At 59.1% G+C, this 16,692-nt stretch carries 18 protein-coding genes; 10 read left to right on the top strand and 8 right to left on the bottom strand.

The window, feature by feature from the left end; all coding sequences use genetic code 11:
• Positions 1-130: 130 nt before the first annotated feature.
• The 3 genes from rpmB to ACZ5A6_RS15355 all read left to right on the top strand — a co-directional run bounded on the left by rpmB (position 131) and on the right by ACZ5A6_RS15355 (position 1,619).
• Positions 131-421, top strand: a complete 291-nt coding sequence (gene rpmB, locus ACZ5A6_RS15365) for a 50S ribosomal protein L28 (RefSeq protein WP_003509888.1) — start codon at positions 131-133, stop codon at positions 419-421.
• A 111-nt stretch (positions 422-532) separates the two neighbouring features.
• Positions 533-1,171, top strand: coding sequence for a queuosine precursor transporter (locus tag ACZ5A6_RS15360; protein ID WP_003511348.1), 639 nt, complete (start codon positions 533-535; stop codon positions 1,169-1,171).
• 115 nt (positions 1,172-1,286) lie between these two features.
• Positions 1,287-1,619: a pentapeptide repeat-containing protein gene (locus tag ACZ5A6_RS15355; RefSeq protein WP_013761796.1), complete on the top strand. Its 333-nt coding sequence runs from the start codon at positions 1,287-1,289 to the stop codon at positions 1,617-1,619.
• Positions 1,620-1,623: 4 nt separating this feature from the next.
• Here ACZ5A6_RS15355 and ACZ5A6_RS15350 read toward each other — a convergent pair whose 3' ends face one another.
• The 4 genes from ACZ5A6_RS15350 to ACZ5A6_RS15335 all read right to left on the bottom strand — a co-directional run bounded on the left by ACZ5A6_RS15350 (position 1,624) and on the right by ACZ5A6_RS15335 (position 6,344).
• The gene (locus tag ACZ5A6_RS15350; RefSeq protein WP_065688021.1) at positions 1,624-2,601 is read right to left on the bottom strand and encodes an esterase-like activity of phytase family protein; all 978 of its coding nucleotides are present in this window, start codon (positions 2,599-2,601) and stop codon (positions 1,624-1,626) included.
• A gap of 37 nt (positions 2,602-2,638) precedes the next feature.
• The gene (gene cobT / locus ACZ5A6_RS15345) at positions 2,639-4,540 is read right to left on the bottom strand and encodes a cobaltochelatase subunit CobT (protein ID WP_038494204.1); all 1,902 of its coding nucleotides are present in this window, start codon (positions 4,538-4,540) and stop codon (positions 2,639-2,641) included.
• A 107-nt stretch (positions 4,541-4,647) separates the two neighbouring features.
• Entirely contained in the window at positions 4,648-5,637 is a 990-nt protein-coding gene (gene cobS, locus ACZ5A6_RS15340; protein ID WP_003511352.1) for a cobaltochelatase subunit CobS, read from the bottom strand.
• Positions 5,638-5,705: 68 nt separating this feature from the next.
• On the bottom strand, positions 5,706-6,344 hold the full coding sequence (locus tag ACZ5A6_RS15335) for a J domain-containing protein (protein WP_013761799.1): 639 nt from the start codon (positions 6,342-6,344) through the stop codon (positions 5,706-5,708).
• Positions 6,345-6,459: 115 nt separating this feature from the next.
• Between ACZ5A6_RS15335 and ACZ5A6_RS15330 the strand changes: the two genes are divergently transcribed.
• A complete protein-coding gene (locus tag ACZ5A6_RS15330; RefSeq protein WP_019564879.1) occupies positions 6,460-6,741 on the top strand; it encodes a BolA family protein in 282 nt (93 codons plus the stop codon).
• 19 nt (positions 6,742-6,760) lie between these two features.
• Here ACZ5A6_RS15330 and aroB read toward each other — a convergent pair whose 3' ends face one another.
• Positions 6,761-7,894: a 3-dehydroquinate synthase gene (gene aroB, locus ACZ5A6_RS15325; RefSeq protein ID WP_003511355.1), complete on the bottom strand. Its 1,134-nt coding sequence runs from the start codon at positions 7,892-7,894 to the stop codon at positions 6,761-6,763.
• A gap of 5 nt (positions 7,895-7,899) precedes the next feature.
• A complete protein-coding gene (locus ACZ5A6_RS15320; RefSeq protein ID WP_003511357.1) occupies positions 7,900-8,481 on the bottom strand; it encodes a shikimate kinase in 582 nt (193 codons plus the stop codon).
• A 188-nt stretch (positions 8,482-8,669) separates the two neighbouring features.
• Between ACZ5A6_RS15320 and ACZ5A6_RS15315 the strand changes: the two genes are divergently transcribed.
• The 5 genes from ACZ5A6_RS15315 (at position 8,670) to ACZ5A6_RS15295 (ending at position 12,676) form a co-directional block, all read left to right on the top strand.
• Complete coding sequence (locus ACZ5A6_RS15315; protein ID WP_003511358.1) at positions 8,670-8,843, top strand: hypothetical protein; 174 nt, start codon at positions 8,670-8,672, stop codon at positions 8,841-8,843.
• 11 nt (positions 8,844-8,854) lie between these two features.
• Positions 8,855-9,835: a site-specific tyrosine recombinase XerD gene (gene xerD, locus ACZ5A6_RS15310; protein ID WP_003511359.1), complete on the top strand. Its 981-nt coding sequence runs from the start codon at positions 8,855-8,857 to the stop codon at positions 9,833-9,835.
• Between the two features lie 63 nt (positions 9,836-9,898).
• Complete coding sequence (locus ACZ5A6_RS15305) at positions 9,899-10,852, top strand: acetyl-CoA carboxylase carboxyltransferase subunit alpha (protein WP_003511360.1); 954 nt, start codon at positions 9,899-9,901, stop codon at positions 10,850-10,852.
• A 292-nt stretch (positions 10,853-11,144) separates the two neighbouring features.
• Complete coding sequence (locus tag ACZ5A6_RS15300) at positions 11,145-12,443, top strand: L,D-transpeptidase family protein (RefSeq protein ID WP_121557210.1); 1,299 nt, start codon at positions 11,145-11,147, stop codon at positions 12,441-12,443.
• Entirely contained in the window at positions 12,440-12,676 is a 237-nt protein-coding gene (locus ACZ5A6_RS15295) for a sulfurtransferase TusA family protein (RefSeq protein ID WP_003511363.1), read from the top strand. Before ACZ5A6_RS15300 ends, ACZ5A6_RS15295 begins: the two co-directional genes overlap by 4 nt.
• Positions 12,677-12,783: 107 nt before the next feature.
• Here ACZ5A6_RS15295 and ACZ5A6_RS15290 read toward each other — a convergent pair whose 3' ends face one another.
• Together ACZ5A6_RS15290 and ACZ5A6_RS15285 are read right to left on the bottom strand one after the other, a co-directional pair.
• Positions 12,784-13,923, bottom strand: coding sequence for a CobW family GTP-binding protein (locus ACZ5A6_RS15290; protein WP_065687919.1), 1,140 nt, complete (start codon positions 13,921-13,923; stop codon positions 12,784-12,786).
• Positions 13,924-14,131: 208 nt separating this feature from the next.
• Positions 14,132-15,190, bottom strand: coding sequence for a D-alanyl-D-alanine carboxypeptidase family protein (locus ACZ5A6_RS15285; protein ID WP_046205618.1), 1,059 nt, complete (start codon positions 15,188-15,190; stop codon positions 14,132-14,134).
• A 224-nt stretch (positions 15,191-15,414) separates the two neighbouring features.
• Here ACZ5A6_RS15285 and ACZ5A6_RS15280 point away from each other — a divergent pair, with 224 nt between their 5' ends.
• The gene (locus ACZ5A6_RS15280; protein ID WP_019564885.1) at positions 15,415-16,578 is read left to right on the top strand and encodes a M20 aminoacylase family protein; all 1,164 of its coding nucleotides are present in this window, start codon (positions 15,415-15,417) and stop codon (positions 16,576-16,578) included.
• The last annotated feature ends 114 nt before the right edge of the window (positions 16,579-16,692 follow it).

Here is a 16,692-nt window from a genome sequence, read left to right as displayed (position 1 = left end):
GAGCGGCTTGACTGTTAAGTCCCGTCTGACTATAGAACCGCAACTTTCCAATCATGGCCAGTTGGATTGCCACCACGGTTTTGCCGGTGGCGAGCCAGTGGTGAAACAGACAAACGAAATAGGTGTACCCATGTCCCGTGTATGCGAATTGACCGGCAAGGGCGTCCAGACGGGCAACAACGTCAGCCACGCCAACAACAAGACCAAGCGCCGGTTCCTTCCGAACCTCTGCCAGGTTACGTTGATCTCCGATGCTCTCGGCCAGCGTTTCCGCCTGCGTGTTTCCGCAGCAGCTCTGCGCTCCGTTGAACATCGTGGCGGCCTCGATGCCTTCCTTCTGAAGTCCGGCGAAAACGAACTGAGCATGCGCGCTCGTCTCCTGCGCCGCCAGATCGCCAAGAAGACGGCCGAAGCTGCTTAATTAGCGGTTTCGACATCACTGATATTCAGAAGGCTTGAATGGCTTTTGCCGCTCAAGCCTTTTGCTTGTTCTAATTCGGCTCCAACTGGTGGCATCACCCAGGATAAAAAAATGCCCTACCTGCGCTACACGCTCATTTACGTTCTGCTGATGACACTGGTGGTCGTCGCGTCCAATATTCTGGTGCAATACCCGCTTTCCGGATCGCTGTTCGGCGTCAATCTCGGCGATCTTTTGACCTGGGGTGCCTTTACCTATCCGGTCGCCTTTCTCGTCACAGACCTTACAAACCGCCAGTTCGGCCCGTCAGTCGCGCGCCGCGTCGTACTTGCCGGTTTTATTGTTGGTGTCACACTGTCCTTCTGGACCTCGATCCCGCGTATCGCCGTTGCCTCCGGCACCGCCTATCTGATTGGCCAGCTGCTCGATATTTCCGTATTCAACCGCCTGCGCCGCCAGCGCTGGTGGCACGCACCTCTTGCCGGCTCCATGCTGGGTTCGGTGCTGGATACCGCGCTGTTCTTCTCCATCGCCTTTGCTGCGAGTTTCTCCTTCGTCGGTCCCAACGATGCCTTCGCCATTGAAAATGCCCCCGTGCTCGGCATCTTCGCTCTGGAGGCACCGCGCTGGATTTCCTGGGCGCTCGGCGACCTCTCAGTGAAGATCCTCGTTGGCCTCGTGATGCTCCTGCCCTACGGCGCACTGATGAACACGCTGAAGCCGATGCCAAAGGTCGCCAAATCGGGCTGACACCATTGTCATCCAGGTTTAAGGCTGGGGTGGGAGCGTGGATCGAATCGCGCTTGCAAACCAGCCGACTGCGTTGCAGTCTGCGGTCCGTGGCACAGCTCAGAGGCAGGTAGATATGCAGATCAATGACGTTATCGATATTGTGGAGGCCGCCAGCGCCACGCTTTCAGGCTCCAGCTTCAACGACGTCAATCTGTCGGGTACGGTGTTCAACGACGTCAACCTCGCCGGAACCAGCTTCAACCAGATCAACTTTTCCGGCGCGTCATTTACCGACAGCAACATGTCCGGCTGGTCGATCGACGACGTTAATCTTTCCGGTCTGAAACTGAGCAACGCCAACCTGTCCGGCGCGCAGATAACAGGATGCCGAATGACAGGGATGAAGATCGACGGCATTCCCGTCGAGGATCTGATGGCTGCCTACAAGGCGGCGCAGCAGGTGTGAACCTTCACTCCACCAGCTTGAATTCCAACATCAGATTGCGCTGGAGAAATGAGTGATTGTCATCGGAAACGATGATGAGGCGCGTGGAACCATCAGGCCCCTTCACCACATCCATGCCTTCCATATTATCGATCTGGTAGACCATGCCTGCTTCCAGCAGGATTTCGCCATCCACCACCGCGCCCGGCCTGATATTGGCAGCCTTGATGCGGCGGATGCGCATCCCCACCCCTTCAGCGAAATTGAAGCGGCGCTCTAGAAGCAGCAGGTCGCCATCGGGCAGGAAAGCGCCGTCCGTCACGTCGAATGAGGGGTGATGGGTGACCGCGAATGTGCCCTTCAACGGGCCTTCCAGTATGGCGGCAAGAAGATTGCCGTCGGCATCGATGCTTTTCTCAGCCACCACGACAAGGGCACCGCCAAGCGGCGAATCGGCCGGCGAGACCGCAAGGGCCTCCATGCCGCCATTGTGGCGTAGTTCGCTGTTGGGAATGAGATGAGGCAGGCGGCTGAGCGGCTTTGAGGTCTCGAACCCCGGATCGGGATAGGCATCGATCCTGTGCCGCTGCTCGTAGCTGACGAATACCTTGCCATCCCGCAGCGCCAGACCTTCCGCATCCATTTCCATCTTGCGGGAAGGTTCACGGCCGCTGGCATCCAGCATGGCAGTGATACGCACGTCAGCCAACCCGGACAGCGCGCCCGACGGGCCGCGTGCGATCTTGCCCGTGAGCCAGTGGCCGGTATCCAGCACAGCAACGAATTCCTGCCCGTTTGGGCGAAAGCGGATGGAGGATATGGCACCGAATAGTTTTTCCGGCGTGCTCATCACCATGCCGCCGATAAATTCCAGCTTGCCGAAACGCTTGGCGCTGGTGCCAACCTCGAAGCCTGACAACAGACGAACGCTGACCGGAACATCGATGGTCGACGCGCCGATGGGAACCGGAACAAGCGCTGCGACCGCAAGAACTGCAGCCATCGCCAGCGATTTACAGGAAAGAAAAGCCCGGCCCCGCTTATCCCGCACGGCGAACCTTGCGGGACGAGCTGACGGTATTGGTATCCTCGAAGAGAGCAGCAAGCTGTTCGGTCATCGCGCCAGCCAGTTCGTCCGCATCCACGATCGTCACGGCGCGACGGTAATAACGCGTCACATCATGGCCGATACCGATCGCCAGAAGCTCCACCGGCGAACGTGTCTCGATCTGTTCGATAACGGCGCGCAGGTGCCGCTCCAGATAGTTACCCGCATTGACCGACAGCGTCGAATCGTCCACCGGCGCACCGTCCGAAATCATCATCATGATCTTACGCTGCTCGGGGCGGCCGATGAGGCGGTTATGCGCCCACATCAGCGCTTCGCCGTCAATGTTTTCTTTCAGCAGGCCTTCACGCATCATCAGGCCAAGATTGCGCCGTGCACGCCGCCAGGGTGCATCCGCCGACTTGTAGATGATATGGCGCAAATCATTGAGCCGACCCGGCGAGCCGGGTTTGCCGCTGGCCAGCCATTGCTCGCGCGACTGACCGCCCTTCCACGCCTTGGTGGTGAAGCCGAGAATCTCCACTTTCACACCCGACCGTTCCAGCGTACGCGCAAGAATATCGGCGCAGGTGGCCGCAACCGTGATCGGGCGGCCACGCATCGAACCCGAATTGTCGATGACGAGCGAAACCACCGTGTCGCGGAACTTGGTATCGCGCTCCTTCTTGAAGGAGAGCGGCTGCATGGGATCGATGATAAGCCGCACGAGGCGAGCCGGATCGAGATAACCCTCTTCCAGATCGAAATCCCACGAACGGTTCTGCTGCGCCATCAGGCGGCGTTGCAGCCGGTTCGCCAGACGTCCGACGGCGCCCTGAAGATGGGCGAGCTGTTTGTCGAGAAACGCGCGCAGGCGGTCAAGCTCCGCCTCGTCGCACAGTTCCTCGGCGTGGATTTCCTCGTCGAATTCCTGGGTGAAGATGCGGTAGTCGACCTTCTCGTTGAAATCGTCGAAGGGGCTGTTGGGGCGGCGGGTCTCGCCGGGCGTCTCGGAATCCTCATCGAGATCGTCGGACATTTCCTCGTCCGACATCTCGGCGCCGTCCATCTCGCCTTCTTCCATCTCCTCCTGCGAGGCCTCGCTTTCATCAGCGGGCGTCGCATCGGAACCGGCTTCTTCCTCGACCTGTTCTTCTTCGGTCTCGTTAGTGCGCGGCTGCTCCTCGTCGGATTCTGCCTCCTGGCTTTCCGGCTCGTTATCGTCGTCGCCGAATTCCTCCGCCATCTGCATGGAGGTCAGCATCTTGCGCACCAGCCGCGAAAAAGCCTTCTGGTCGCCAATCACCTTGGAAAGGTCGCTCAGGTCGCCGGCGGCCTTGTCCTCGATGAAGTCGCGCCACAGGTCGAGAACCTTGCCGGCACTGGCCGGTGGCTTTTCGCCGGTCAGCTTCTCGCGCACCAAAAGGGCGACGGCTTCGGCAAGCGGTGCATCGTCCTTCGTGTTGATGCCCGAAAAATTCGCCTTGGCATATTTTTCCGTGTTCATGGCCTGAATGTTGGAGGCCATGCCCGGCATGCGCAGTGCACCGATGGATTCCACCCGCGCCTGCTCAACAGCGTCAAAGATCAACCGCGCCTCGGCACCCTGCGGCGACATCACCGCATGGGTGTCAGCGTCATGGCAGGCAAGGCGAAGCGCCATGGAATCGCCAAGGCCACGGGTGACGGCGATTTCCTGCGCGGTGGGTTTCTTGGAAATTTCCGGCAGGCGCATGCGCTCTCCGGCAAGGCCAGGCCGCTCATTGGCGAAAACGACCTCAACCTCTGCATCGCCGGCAACCGATCGCACACATCCGGCAATCGCCTGACGCAACGGTTCGGTATCGACCGCCGTACCCGGTTTTGCTCTGGAATTGTCGCCGCGCGCTGCCATTGTCTTTCCTGTCAGTTGTCGACGCTTCGGAGCCGCCCATCCAAGGATGCGCGGCCCGCCGGCGTCTTCAAGTCATCGGTGATGTTCTCCGGACAAGCCGGGGAAGATCAGGCGCTGAGAACGATGTTCGCAGCACTTTCCTTCAGCTCGACGCCGAAAGCCCGCTGATATTGTTCGGCAACCAGCGTGCGCTCCAGTTCGTCGCACTTGTTGAGGAAGGTCACGCGGAACGCAAAGGCGAGATCGCCAAAGATTTCCGCATTTTCCGCCCAGGTAATGACGGTACGCGGGCTCATGACCGTGGAAAGGTCGCCGTTGACGAAGGCCGAACGGGTAAGATCGGCCACACGCACCATCTTGGAGACGGTTTCGCGACCCTTCGGGTTGTTGAGGCTCTTTACCTTTGCGGCAATGATGTTCACTTCCTGCTCATGCGGCAGGTAGTTCAGCGTGGTGACGATGGACCAGCGGTCCATCTGCGCCTGGTTGATCTGCTGCGTGCCGTGGTAAAGGCCCGTCGTGTCGCCGAGGCCGACCGTGTTGGCGGTCGCAAAAATGCGGAAGGCGGGGTGAGGACGGATAACGCGGCTCTGGTCGAGCAGCGTCAGGCGGCCCGAGGATTCCAGCACGCGCTGGATGACGAACATCACGTCCGGGCGACCGGCATCGTATTCGTCGAAGACAAGCGCGACATTGTGCTGGTAGGCCCAGGGCAAAATGCCGTCCTTGAATTCGGTGACCTGCTTGCCGTCTTTAAGGACGATGGCGTCCTTGCCGACGAGGTCGATACGGCTGACGTGGCTGTCAAGATTGACGCGCACGCAGGGCCAGTTCAGGCGGGCAGCTACCTGCTCAATATGGGTGGACTTGCCCGTGCCGTGAAAGCCGGAAACCATGACGCGTCGGTTGTGAGCAAAACCGGCAAGAATAGCGAGCGTCGTATCGCGGTCGAAAAGATAGTCGGGATCAAGGTCGGGCACATAGGCGTCGCCCTGCGAATAGGCGGGAACCCGCAGATCCGTATCAATGCCGAAAACCTCCCGCACGGACACCGTCGTGTCGGGCAGGTTGGAAATATCAAGGTCGATTTTGCTCATCACGTCTCCAAGGCGGGCGGCGGCCACCCGGCCACATCATCAATCAGGCGGTAAACACGAACGTTGGCTTAGCAGAAACCTGACTGCTTTAACAATTGATATGCTTGAACAACAGCCCGAAAACGTTCTTCAGAGCCGCGATCGCCACCATTAGCATCAGGATGGTGCTTTTTGACAAGCTCCTTATAGCGCCTTTTTATCTCTTCCTGCTTTGCACCCGCAGAAAGGCCGAGCGTATCGAAGGCTTTCGCCTCCAGCGTCTTCAACTTGCGGTCCTGCTGCAGGCGCTGGCCGCCGGCCTTTGCCCCGTTTGCAAAACCATTCGTGAAGCCAAAAGGATCGCGGATGCGGGCATTGGCCGCGCCCGCCGCGCCGGAACGCAGCGTGGAGTGCAGCGGGCTGTCGCGCGCAGTCTTGTTCACGCCAACCGTCCAGGTGGGACGATGGCCGGTGATCGCTTCCTTCTGGTAACGGGCGATCTCGGTGTCAGACAGGCCAGAGAAATAATTATAGCCCTTATTGTATTCCTTCACATGCTCGAAACAGAACAGGAAGAATTGCCCCTCGGCATTGCGGCCGACAGGTGCACGGTGAGCGCCCGGCTTGTCGCATCCGTCCCACTGGCAGGTCGGGGCCTGAACCTCAGGTTCCCTGTCCCTTTTTCTGCGTGTACGGATGCGGTCGAAATATTTCGAATCCAGTTTCATGATGCCCTGATTATGGGGTGCGAAAAGGCGCACAACAAGAATTGACAAAGCGGAATGTTGCAGGCTTTTAGGTAGCCCCTTTTAAAGACCAGCCAACAGGATTGGAGCCCATCGCATGTCCCTGCGAGAACGCATAGAAACAAAGCTTCGGCAGAGCTTTTCGCCGGAACGCCTGGTGGTGATCGATGAAAGCCAGATGCATGCCGGCCATCAGCCGGACATAACCGGCACCGGCGAGACGCATATGCGTGTTCAGATAGTGTCTGAAAGCTTCGCAGGCAAGTCACGCATTGAGCGCCACCGGGCGATCAATGCACTTTTGAAACCGGAACTCGACGCCGGGCTGCATGCCCTCGCCATCGAGGCGGCGGCGCCGGGGGAGCCGACGCGGTTCTAGGCAACGCGCGCCTTAAGCCTCAGCCGGGATGCTTTTCCGACAGGAAAGACTGCACCTCGGACGTCGCGACATCGTCGGCCACGAAGGACTGGCCGATGCCGTGAGTTAGGATGAAGGTGAGCTTGCCGCCCTTGACCTTCTTGTCCTGCGCAATTGCCGCCATCAGCATCTCGACCGGCGGCAGTTCACCTGGAATATCCTTCATTGACACTGGCAGACCAACCGCCTTGAGGTGCGCTTCGACGCGCGCGGCATCATCAGGGCTTGCAAGGTTGAGGCGGGCGGAAAACTGGTGCGCCAGCACCATGCCGATGGCGACACCTTCGCCGTGCACCAGCCGCTTGCTGTCATAATTCGTTGCTGCCTCCAGCGCGTGGCCGAATGTGTGGCCGAGGTTCAGAAGGGCGCGTACGCCGTTTTCCTTCTCGTCGGCCACCACCACATCGGCCTTCGCCTGGCAGCTTGTGGCAATCGCCTGGATGCGGGCGGGACCGCCGGTGCGGATTTCATCCCAGTTCTTTTCCAGCCAGAAGAAGAAGTCCGGCTTGTCGATCAAGCCGTATTTCACCACCTCGGCGTAACCGGCGCGGAATTCGCGCTCGCTCAGCGTATCGAGCACCGCCGTATCGGCCAGCACCAGATCGGGCTGATGGAAAACGCCGACAAGGTTCTTGCCTTGGCGGGTATTGATGCCCGTCTTGCCGCCGACGGAGGAATCCACCTGCGACAGAAGCGAGGTCGGTATCTGCACGAAACGCACGCCGCGACGCACGATGCCCGCCGCAAAACCGGCGAGATCGCCGATAACACCGCCGCCAAGTGCAATCACCGCATCGTTGCGCTCCACCCGTGCGGAGAGAACGGCATCGCAAACAGTGACCAGATGTTCGAAGCTCTTGGTCTTCTCGCCTGCGGGCAAGGTCAGCGAAACGGCTTCGATGCCATCCGTCTGCAGGCCGTCCATCAGGCCTTCGAGGTAAAGCGGTGCAACATGCTCGTCAGTGATGATAGCGGCACGCCTGCCCTTCAGCCGCGACGAAATCTCGCCGCCCGCCCTGCCGATCAGGCCCGGTCCGATCAGAATGTCGTAAGCGCGCTCACCGAGCGGCACATGGACAAGACGTTCGTCGGTGTGGATTTCGGAAGGCGTCATGATGCTCAGTCTTTCTGTTCAAGGCCGGCGATGGCGGCCAGCACTTCGGTCACGATGATCTCCTTGCGGACATCGCGGGATTCGATGGTCAGATCCGCTTCCGCATAGATCGGATAACGTTTCTCCATCAGAGCCGCCAGCGTGGCCTTGGGGTTTTCGGTCTTGAGAAGCGGGCGATGATCGCGTTTGTTGACCCTTTCCCACAAAACCTCGATATCGGCCTTCAGCCACAGCGACACACTGCCGCGCGTGATGTGCCGGCGGGTATTGTCGTTGATGAAGGCGCCGCCGCCGGTAGAAATGACCTTGGGGCCACCACGCAGCAGCCGCTTGACGACCCGCGTTTCCAGCGCCCGGAACTCCTCCTCGCCATAGGTGGCGAAAAGTTCGGCTATCGTCATGCGGGAAACACGCTCGATTTCGACATCCGTGTCGATGAAGGAGACCTTGAGCTGCTGGGCGACCATGCGACCGATCGCGGACTTTCCAGCCCCCATCAGTCCGACAAAGACGACGTTGCGCCCGGCGAGCTTGGCCCGCGCTTGCTCCCCGAGTGTGACCGGGACAGATAAATTCTTTTCATTCATAAAATTGAAAGCCCGTTTGGCATGGATATCTGCAAATGTTTACGAAGCGTCAAGCCAAATTGCTGACTGAATTGCGTTGAATCACATTCATCGCCGCATGCGGCAGCGGCGGACTACCGCTTTTTGATCTTGTCGCCGCTTTCGCTGCACCGCATATACATTCAGACTGCCACCCTCACGGAGCCGCCATGCCAACCCTCTTCCGCTTCACGATGATACTGGCAACCATCGCGGGGCTGATCTATGGCGGCATGGTGCTGCTGGTCATGTTCGTCAAGCCCAATGATCGCGAGGTGACGGTGCGCATTCCTTCCGAGCGGCTGAACCCGCCGTCGGCGGAGCCGGCAAGGCGCACCCCATGAGTAGCAAAGAGATGAGCGGGCGGGACGGCGCGCGGCTCGAAAGTTTTCTGGAAATGATGAGCGCCGAACGGGGTGCCGCCGCCAATACGCTCTCTTCTTACGAACGCGACCTTTCCGATCTGCGTGAATTTCTCGGTGGCCGAGGCCAGTCCTTGATGGAAGCCGCCACGGCAGACCTGTCGGCCTATCTGACCCATCTTTCCACTCAGGGCTTTGCAGCCACGTCGCAGGCAAGACGCCTGTCTTCCATGCGGCAATTCTACCGGTTCCTCTATTCTGAAGGACTTCGCGGCGACGACCCGACCGGTACCATCGATGCGCCCAAGAAGGGCCTCACCTTGCCCAAGACGATGAGCGTCGCGGACGTAACGAAACTTCTTGGCATCGCTGCTGAAGAGGCCGCCTTAACCGGCCCCGGCCAGCTTGCCCGCATCCGCATGCATCTCCTGCTCGAACTTCTCTACGCGACCGGCATGCGCGTCAGCGAACTCGTTTCGCTGCCGGTCAAGGTTTTGCGCCAGGAGGGACGCTTCCTGATGATCCGCGGCAAGGGCAACAAGGACCGCATGGTGCTGCTGTCTCGCGCGGCCATCGAGGCGATGGAAAAATACGACGCGGCCAGAAAGTCGCTCGTACCTGAGAAAAGCAGGACGCCCGCGTCCCCCAAAAAGGCTGACAGTCCGGAAAGTCCGTGGCTGTTTCCTTCAAACAGCAAGGAAGGGCATCTGCCGCGACAGGTTTTTGCCCGCGACCTGAAGGACATTGCCATTCGCGCGGGCCTCAATCCCTCGGCGGTGTCACCGCATGTCCTGCGCCACGCCTTTGCCAGCCACCTTCTGCAGAACGGCGCCGACCTGCGCGCCGTGCAGGAACTGCTCGGCCATTCCGACATTTCCACGACACAAATCTATACACATGTGCTGGAAGAACGCCTGCAAGAGCTGGTACAAACACATCACCCCCTTGCCAAACAGGGCAAAAACCTTGATTAGAGCGACCGGAACCGCCGGATAATCCGGCTCAAACCTTGCGCAAAACGATCGGAAACGGATCTCATGCACAATTATCTCGACTTCGAAAAACCTATCTCGGACCTTGAAGGCAAGATCATCGAGCTGAAGAAGCTTGCCGATGAAGACGAGAGCATAGACACCTCGGAGGAGATCAATCGCCTGGAATCACGCGTCAATGACGCGATGCAGGACATCTATTCCAAGCTGAACGCCTGGCAGAAAACGCAGGTCGCGCGCCATCCGCAGCGCCCGCATTTCGTCGATTACGCCAAGGCGCTGTTCACGGATTTCACGCCGCTTGCAGGCGATCGCAAATTTTCCGAAGACGCTGCCATTCAGGCAGGCCTTGCCCGCTTTAATGGCCAGCCCGTCGCCATTATCGGCCAGGAAAAGGGCAATGACACCAAAAGCCGCCTGAAGCACAATTTCGGCAGCCCGCGTCCGGAAGGTTACCGCAAGGCGATCCGCGTGCTGGAACTGGCTGACCGCTTCTCGCTGCCGGTCGTGACCCTCATCGATACCGCTGGTGCCTATCCCGGTGTCGGCGCAGAAGAGCGCGGTCAGGCAGAAGCCATCGCCCGCTCGACCGAAATGTGCCTCAACGTCAAGGTGCCGATCGTCTCCGTCGTCATCGGCGAAGGCGGCTCGGGCGGCGCAATCGCGATCGCCACGGGCAACCGTGTCTACATGCTCGAACATGCGATCTATTCGGTGATTTCGCCGGAAGGTGCCGCTTCCATTCTCTGGCGCGATTCGACCCGTGCCAAGGAAGCCGCAACCAACATGAAAATCACCTCGGAAGATCTGAAGTCGCTTGGCGTCATCGACGGCATCATTCCCGAGCCGATGGGCGGCGCGCATCGTGATCCGGCGGCCGTGATTGGTGCCACCGGCGACGTTATCGCCAAGGCGCTCGCCGATCTTTCGCAGCGCTCAGGCACGCAGCTGCGCGCCGAACGCCGCCAGAAATTCCTGGATATCGGCAGAAACCTTTAAAGCGTTTCCAGTAAAAGTGCGCAGCGGTTTACGTCCGGAAAATGCGCAAAAAGAGGGAGTTAGATTTTTTTGGTGGATCGAAGAAAAGCCAAAACAATCTAGCTCCAGCCTTATTTTCCTTGAATCTCGCCCCAACTCGGCCATAGTCCGGTCACATCAACAGATGTATCGGCGGCCGCAGGGGCAGGTCCGATTTGAGTTAAGAAGATGTAAACGGTTAATACCGTATTTAAAATACACGCGGGACGGTGTAGAACTCCGTCGCCCGTGCCATCGTCTTTCGGATCAGATCATGCGTTTGACACATTTTGCACTTCTCGCCTGCACCGCGCTCATTCTCAGCGGCTGCAACGATACGCTCGAAACCGTCGAACGCGACGTCTCCCACGTTAAAAACAAGGTTGATTACCCGCTTTCTCCGTCCATTCTTGCCGAGATCGACAAGAAGAACATGGATCGCACCTCGCCAATCATGATCCGCATCTTCAAGGAAGAAGGCGCGTTGGAAATCTGGAAGGCCAAGCGCGACAACCGCTTCGACAAGATTGCCGAATACCAGATTTGCGCCTGGTCCGGCAAACTCGGCCCCAAGGTGAAAGAGGGCGACCGGCAGGCGCCGGAAGGTTTCTACAACCTGACGCCCGCGCACCTCAATCCCAACTCTAAATATTACCTCGCCATCAACACCGGCTTTCCGAACCGCTACGATGCCGCCAACGGCCGCAACGGCACCAACCTGATGATCCATGGCGCCTGCTCGTCCTCCGGCTGCTATTCGATGACGGATGCGCAGATTCTTGAAATCTACGGTTTCGCCCGCGACGCCTTCAAGGGTGGCCAGAAGACCGTTCAGCTGCAGGCCTTTCCCTTCCGCATGACCGCGGAAAACATGGCCCGCCACCGCCAGAGCGAACATCTCGATTTCTGGAAGATGCTGAAGGTCGGTTACGACAATTTCGAAGTCACGAAACGCCCGCCGGAAGTGAATGTCTGCGAGAAGAAATATGTCTTCAACCAGCAGACCGAAGGCGGCACGTTCAACGCATCTGCGCAATGCCCGGCCATGAGCACGCCGCCGGCACTGGTGAGCGCGCTTTCGAGCTACGAAAAGACCTATGATCTCGCCTATGAAAAGGCGATGAAGAAATATGACGGCATGGCCTGGTACGACCCGAGCGAGGCGGAGCGCAAGGCGCTGGTTGCCGAAAAGCGCAAGGGCCGCGAACCCGCTTATGCTCCGACCGGCTCGGCGCTGAAAGCCGGCAAGCTGATGAAGGAAACGGAATATGCCGCGCTGATGGAGAAGAAGGCGCAGCAGGTGACCTCGTCTTCGCCGGCGACCACCGCAACCGCGTCTTCTCTGCGGACGCTGCATCCTTCGGCAACCCAGCCCGCAGCTCCGCAATCGAACCCTGCCCCGGCGGCCCCGACAATGGTTGCCACTGCTACGCCTGCGGCTTCGGGGCCTGGTCAGAACGGAACTGCCGCCCAGGTCCCTGTGCCGGCCATGAACCCGCTCGCTTTTTCCGCAGCACCGCCAGCGGAAGCGCCGGAAAAGAAGCCGTTCTGGAAGTTCTGGGCCAAGGAATGACCGACACGGCTGACATAGTTTTCGACTTGAGGGGGCTTAAATGCCCCCTTCCGGTTTTAAGAAGCCGTAAAAAACTCGCTGGCCTGCAGGCGGGCGATGTTCTTGTTGTAGAGACGACCGACCCGCTGGCGGTTATCGATATTGCCCATATGTGCAACCAGGATGGGCATAGCCTGGTTGAAACTACGACGTTGACCAAAGGACACCGATTCAGGATCGTGAAGGGAGCGTAATTACCCTCGCTGCCGAGAATACTCCACTCGATCTCCCCCTTGAGGGTGAGATACTCGACAAGGTAAAGGGGTGCCCCGCCCGCGGGTTTCAACCACCGTTTTGCGACCTAAAACCTCAACCCCGAAACCGCCAGCGGATTGTCCGTCATCGCCTGCCTGTCCGGACGGTCGATGCCCGGCGTGCCGGTGAACGCAGCAAACAGGTCCTGCACGAACGCCTCCGGCAAATCCTTGGTAATCAGCACCATGCGCGTGCGCTGGTCAGATGGGTCCGGCCATGCCGCGAGGCGCTCGGGTGTGTGGAAAATGTTCTGTACCCCGTGCAGCACAAGGGGTCGGTCCGGATTGTCCGACAGCTTGACGACGGCCTTCATCCGCAACAACTTTTCCCCATGCGCCGAACGCAGCAAGTCCACGAACATGTCGATTGCCATCGGGGCTATCGGCTGGTCGTGAATGATCGAGAAGGAACGGATCGACGCGTCGTGCCGGTTCACATCGTGGTGGTGATGGTGGCCATCGTGGTCGCCATGATGGTGGTGGTCATGATCGTGGTCGTGGTCGTGGTGATCGTGTTCCGCCTCTTCCCCCAGCCAGCGGCCGACATCGGCATTTTTGCTGCCGGGATCGTAAAGACCGTTATCCAGCAGTGCGGTAGCACTCCAATCCGCCCGATCACCATCCTCGATCGTCGCGCGCGGGTTTAGCGCCTGAAGGCGGGCCGTCAGCGTGGAAATTGTGGAAGCATCAGCAAGCGCGCGCTTCGTCATCACCAGCCGGTCGGCCACCGCCGCCTGCTTCACCGCTTCCTCGTGATTATCGAGTGTGGACAGACCGTTCACGGCATCCACAACCGTAATGATGCCGTTCAGAACGAAATTCTGCGCAATCACTGGGTTGCCCATGACAGACTGCATGACGGGAGCGGGATCAGCAAGACCGGTGGTTTCGATCACGACCCGCTTCACCGGCTTCAGCTTGCCGGTCTGGATGCCGTCCATCAGTTCCGCCAGAGTATCCACCAGCTCGCCGCGAACGGTGCAGCAAAGGCAGCCTTCCGCCAGTTCGATGATGCCCTCGCCTGCACTTTCAACCAGCATATGGTCGATGCTGACATCGCCGAATTCATTGATGATGATCGCGGCGTCGCTCATATCGGGGTCTTTGAGAAGCCGGTTGAGCAGCGTCGATTTTCCGGCGCCGAGAAATCCGGTGATGATGGAAACCGGTATGCGATCGCGAGACATGTCTTGCCTGTATGTTGATGGCCGCTCCGGCAGATCGTTGGACGAGATTAGATCCGGAACCGCGCAATAATCACAAAAAATCGCCCGGGGCCTGAAGGCCACGAGCGACACTGTAATATCATAACAAACCGAAGCTGCGAATACAGATTCCGCGCAGCGTTCAGGCTTCGCGCGCGCCCTCATCCATAAAGAGTGCGGTTAGGCGAAATCAGAATGTCGGACGCGGGATCGGAATCGGCACGTTGGCCACTTGTCCCTTGGCGCTCGCACCCTTGGCGGTGTTGACCGCCACCGTCTCACTGCCGGGAATGAGACCCGCGAAAGAATATTCCGGCGGACGGGTCATTTCCGTAACGTAGGGCGAATGGATGACCATGCGGCCGGTCTCGTCGCGGCTTTCGCTGCGCACCTTGGCTGCCTTCGGATTGCAGATTTCGGCACTGACGTCGTTTACCTCGGCGGTATCGCCATAGGGTGCCAGCGAGGCGAGTGAAACGCCTTGGCCCGAGGGCGCCGTCAGTCCCATCTGCAGCAGATCAGCGGACTGGTCGGTTCGCCCGGCAAGGCTATCTGCCCCCAGCACCACAGTTATGACCGAACGGCCGTTGCGCACGGCGGAGGACACCTGGTTGAAACCGGATGCACAGATAAAGCCGGTCTTCATGCCATCTGCGCCATCAAAGCGGCCAACAAGCATATTGAAGTTGGCGTAGTCCTTCTTGCCGGTGGTGACACCTTCCAGCGAGAAATAATGGGCATATTCCGGGAATTCCCGCTTGATGATCAACGCCAGAAGCGCAAGGTCACGCGCCGTCGTATATTGGCCCTTGCCGGGCAGGCCGTTGGCGTTGATGTAACGGGTGGAGCTCATGCCCAGCCGCTGCGCCTGCGCATTCATCTGCGCCACGAAATTATCGCTGGTGCCGCCGATGGTTTCGGCAATCGCCACGGCGATATCATTGGCGGATTTGATGAGCAGCAGCTTCAGTGCGCTGTCCATCGTCAGCTTCTGGCCGGGCTTGAAATACATTTTCGAGGCCGGCTGGTCGGCGGCCTTCTTGCTCATCACCACTTCCGTCTGCGGGCTGAGCTTGCCGGCCTTCATCTGCGAAAAGGCGATATAGGCGGTCATCAGCTTGGTCAGCGAGGCCGGATACCACTTGCGGAACGCTTCCTGGTGGGAAATCACCTTGCCGGTTTTGACATCGACCACCATTTTCGGATTGGCATTCGCCACGGGTGCAGCGGCAACAAGGCCGGCGGTCATGATGGCAATGGCTGCGGAGAGCCGTCGGGCAGCGTTTGGCGATTTAAGATTCTGTGGCAAGGCTTATCCTCGAATTCCCGTCTTCAGTCAGGGAATGGCAATATTCACCATATATGTCCTAGCAATGGCAAAGTACATTGATTACGTCAATTATGCGGCGCACTATCCACCGCGGAGGATAGGCTTTTACGCCATGCCGCACCGATGAACCCAGGAATGAACGAATGCCGATTTTGAACAGAGCCGCCGAACTTCAGCAGGAAGTCAGCGAATGGCGGCGTCACCTGCATGAAAATCCCGAGATTTTATATGATGTCGACAACACCGCAGCTTTCGTTGCGGACAAGCTGAAATCTTTCGGCGTTGACGAAATCGTGACCGGTCTTGGCCGCACGGGCGTGGTCGGCATCATCAGAGGCAATATTCCGGGCAATCGCACCATCGGCTTTAGGGCGGATATGGATGCTCTTCCCATCCTTGAGGAAACCGGCAAACCCTGGGCTTCCAAAACCGCAGGCGCCATGCATGCCTGCGGCCACGACGGCCACACCGCCATGCTGCTTGGCGCAGCCAAATATCTCGCGGAAACCCGCAATTTCACCGGGTCCATCGCGGTCATCTTCCAGCCCGCCGAAGAAGGCGGTGCGGGTGCTCTCGCCATGGTCGAGGACGGCCTGATGGAGCGGTTCGGCATCGATGAGGTCTACGGCATGCACAATATGCCGGGTATTCCGCTCGGCTCGTTCGCCATCCGCAAGGGCGGCATCATGGCGGCACCGGACAAGTTCTCGATCACGGTCAAAGGTCGTGGCGGCCATGCAGCCCAGCCGCACCGCACGATCGACCCGATCACGATCGGCGCACAGATCGTCGGCAATCTGCAGATGATCGCCTCGCGCAATGCCGATCCGATCCGATCCGTGGTCGTGTCCGTCACCCGCTTTCATGCCGGCTCCAGCCACAACATCATTCCCAACGACGCGTTGATTGCCGGCACGGTTCGTAGTCTGGACGAGACGGTGCGTGATCTCGCGCAGGATCGCATCAAGCAGATGGCGGAAGGCATAGCGCTAGCAAATGGAGCGGAAGCCGAGGTCGTCTATGAGCGTTATTGCCCGGTGACCTTCAACCATGCGGACGAGACCGACCACGCCATCCGCGTCGCCCGCGATGTGGCTGGTGAAAAGAACGTCGACCCCGATGTCGACCCTTCCATGGCGGGCGAGGATTTTTCCTTCATGTTGAAGGAAAGGCCGGGTGCCTTCATCTTCATCGGCAACGGCGATTCGGCCGGCCTTCACAACCCTGGATACGATTTCAACGACGACGCCATCGCCTACGGCATTTCCTATTGGGTGAAACTTGCCGAGCAACGCCTGACGAACTGACTGCCGGGACGCAAAGAAAGCAGAGGAACAGGTCGACCGCGATAAAGAACGCGGTTGATCCGCCGGCTACGGCAGGTTAAAGAGCAATTCAGTGTCCACGTAGCTCAGCAGGAT

The organism is Agrobacterium sp. 6Ca8 (assembly GCF_055382765.1).
Note: the sequence above shows the minus strand (reverse complement) of the source record. Positions and strands in the feature narration are given on the sequence as shown.

Excerpts from the sequence above, each read along its gene's own strand:
- rpmB (WP_003509888.1), top strand. The coding sequence starts at position 131 with ATGTCCCGTGTATGCGAATTGACCGGCAAGGGCGTCCAGACGGGCAAC.
- ACZ5A6_RS15360 (WP_003511348.1), top strand. The coding sequence starts at position 533 with ATGCCCTACCTGCGCTACACGCTCATTTACGTTCTGCTGATGACACTG.
- ACZ5A6_RS15355 (WP_013761796.1), top strand. The coding sequence starts at position 1,287 with ATGCAGATCAATGACGTTATCGATATTGTGGAGGCCGCCAGCGCCACG.
- ACZ5A6_RS15350 (WP_065688021.1), bottom strand. The coding sequence starts at position 2,601 with ATGGCTGCAGTTCTTGCGGTCGCAGCGCTTGTTCCGGTTCCCATCGGC.
- cobT (WP_038494204.1), bottom strand. The coding sequence starts at position 4,540 with ATGGCAGCGCGCGGCGACAATTCCAGAGCAAAACCGGGTACGGCGGTC.
- cobS (WP_003511352.1), bottom strand. The coding sequence starts at position 5,637 with ATGAGCAAAATCGACCTTGATATTTCCAACCTGCCCGACACGACGGTG.
- ACZ5A6_RS15335 (WP_013761799.1), bottom strand. The coding sequence starts at position 6,344 with ATGAAACTGGATTCGAAATATTTCGACCGCATCCGTACACGCAGAAAA.
- ACZ5A6_RS15330 (WP_019564879.1), top strand. The coding sequence starts at position 6,460 with ATGTCCCTGCGAGAACGCATAGAAACAAAGCTTCGGCAGAGCTTTTCG.
- aroB (WP_003511355.1), bottom strand. The coding sequence starts at position 7,894 with ATGACGCCTTCCGAAATCCACACCGACGAACGTCTTGTCCATGTGCCG.
- ACZ5A6_RS15320 (WP_003511357.1), bottom strand. The coding sequence starts at position 8,481 with ATGAATGAAAAGAATTTATCTGTCCCGGTCACACTCGGGGAGCAAGCG.
- ACZ5A6_RS15315 (WP_003511358.1), top strand. The coding sequence starts at position 8,670 with ATGCCAACCCTCTTCCGCTTCACGATGATACTGGCAACCATCGCGGGG.
- xerD (WP_003511359.1), top strand. The coding sequence starts at position 8,855 with ATGAGCGGGCGGGACGGCGCGCGGCTCGAAAGTTTTCTGGAAATGATG.
- ACZ5A6_RS15305 (WP_003511360.1), top strand. The coding sequence starts at position 9,899 with ATGCACAATTATCTCGACTTCGAAAAACCTATCTCGGACCTTGAAGGC.
- ACZ5A6_RS15300 (WP_121557210.1), top strand. The coding sequence starts at position 11,145 with ATGCGTTTGACACATTTTGCACTTCTCGCCTGCACCGCGCTCATTCTC.
- ACZ5A6_RS15295 (WP_003511363.1), top strand. The coding sequence starts at position 12,440 with ATGACCGACACGGCTGACATAGTTTTCGACTTGAGGGGGCTTAAATGC.
- ACZ5A6_RS15290 (WP_065687919.1), bottom strand. The coding sequence starts at position 13,923 with ATGTCTCGCGATCGCATACCGGTTTCCATCATCACCGGATTTCTCGGC.
- ACZ5A6_RS15285 (WP_046205618.1), bottom strand. The coding sequence starts at position 15,190 with ATGACCGCCGGCCTTGTTGCCGCTGCACCCGTGGCGAATGCCAATCCG.
- ACZ5A6_RS15280 (WP_019564885.1), top strand. The coding sequence starts at position 15,415 with ATGCCGATTTTGAACAGAGCCGCCGAACTTCAGCAGGAAGTCAGCGAA.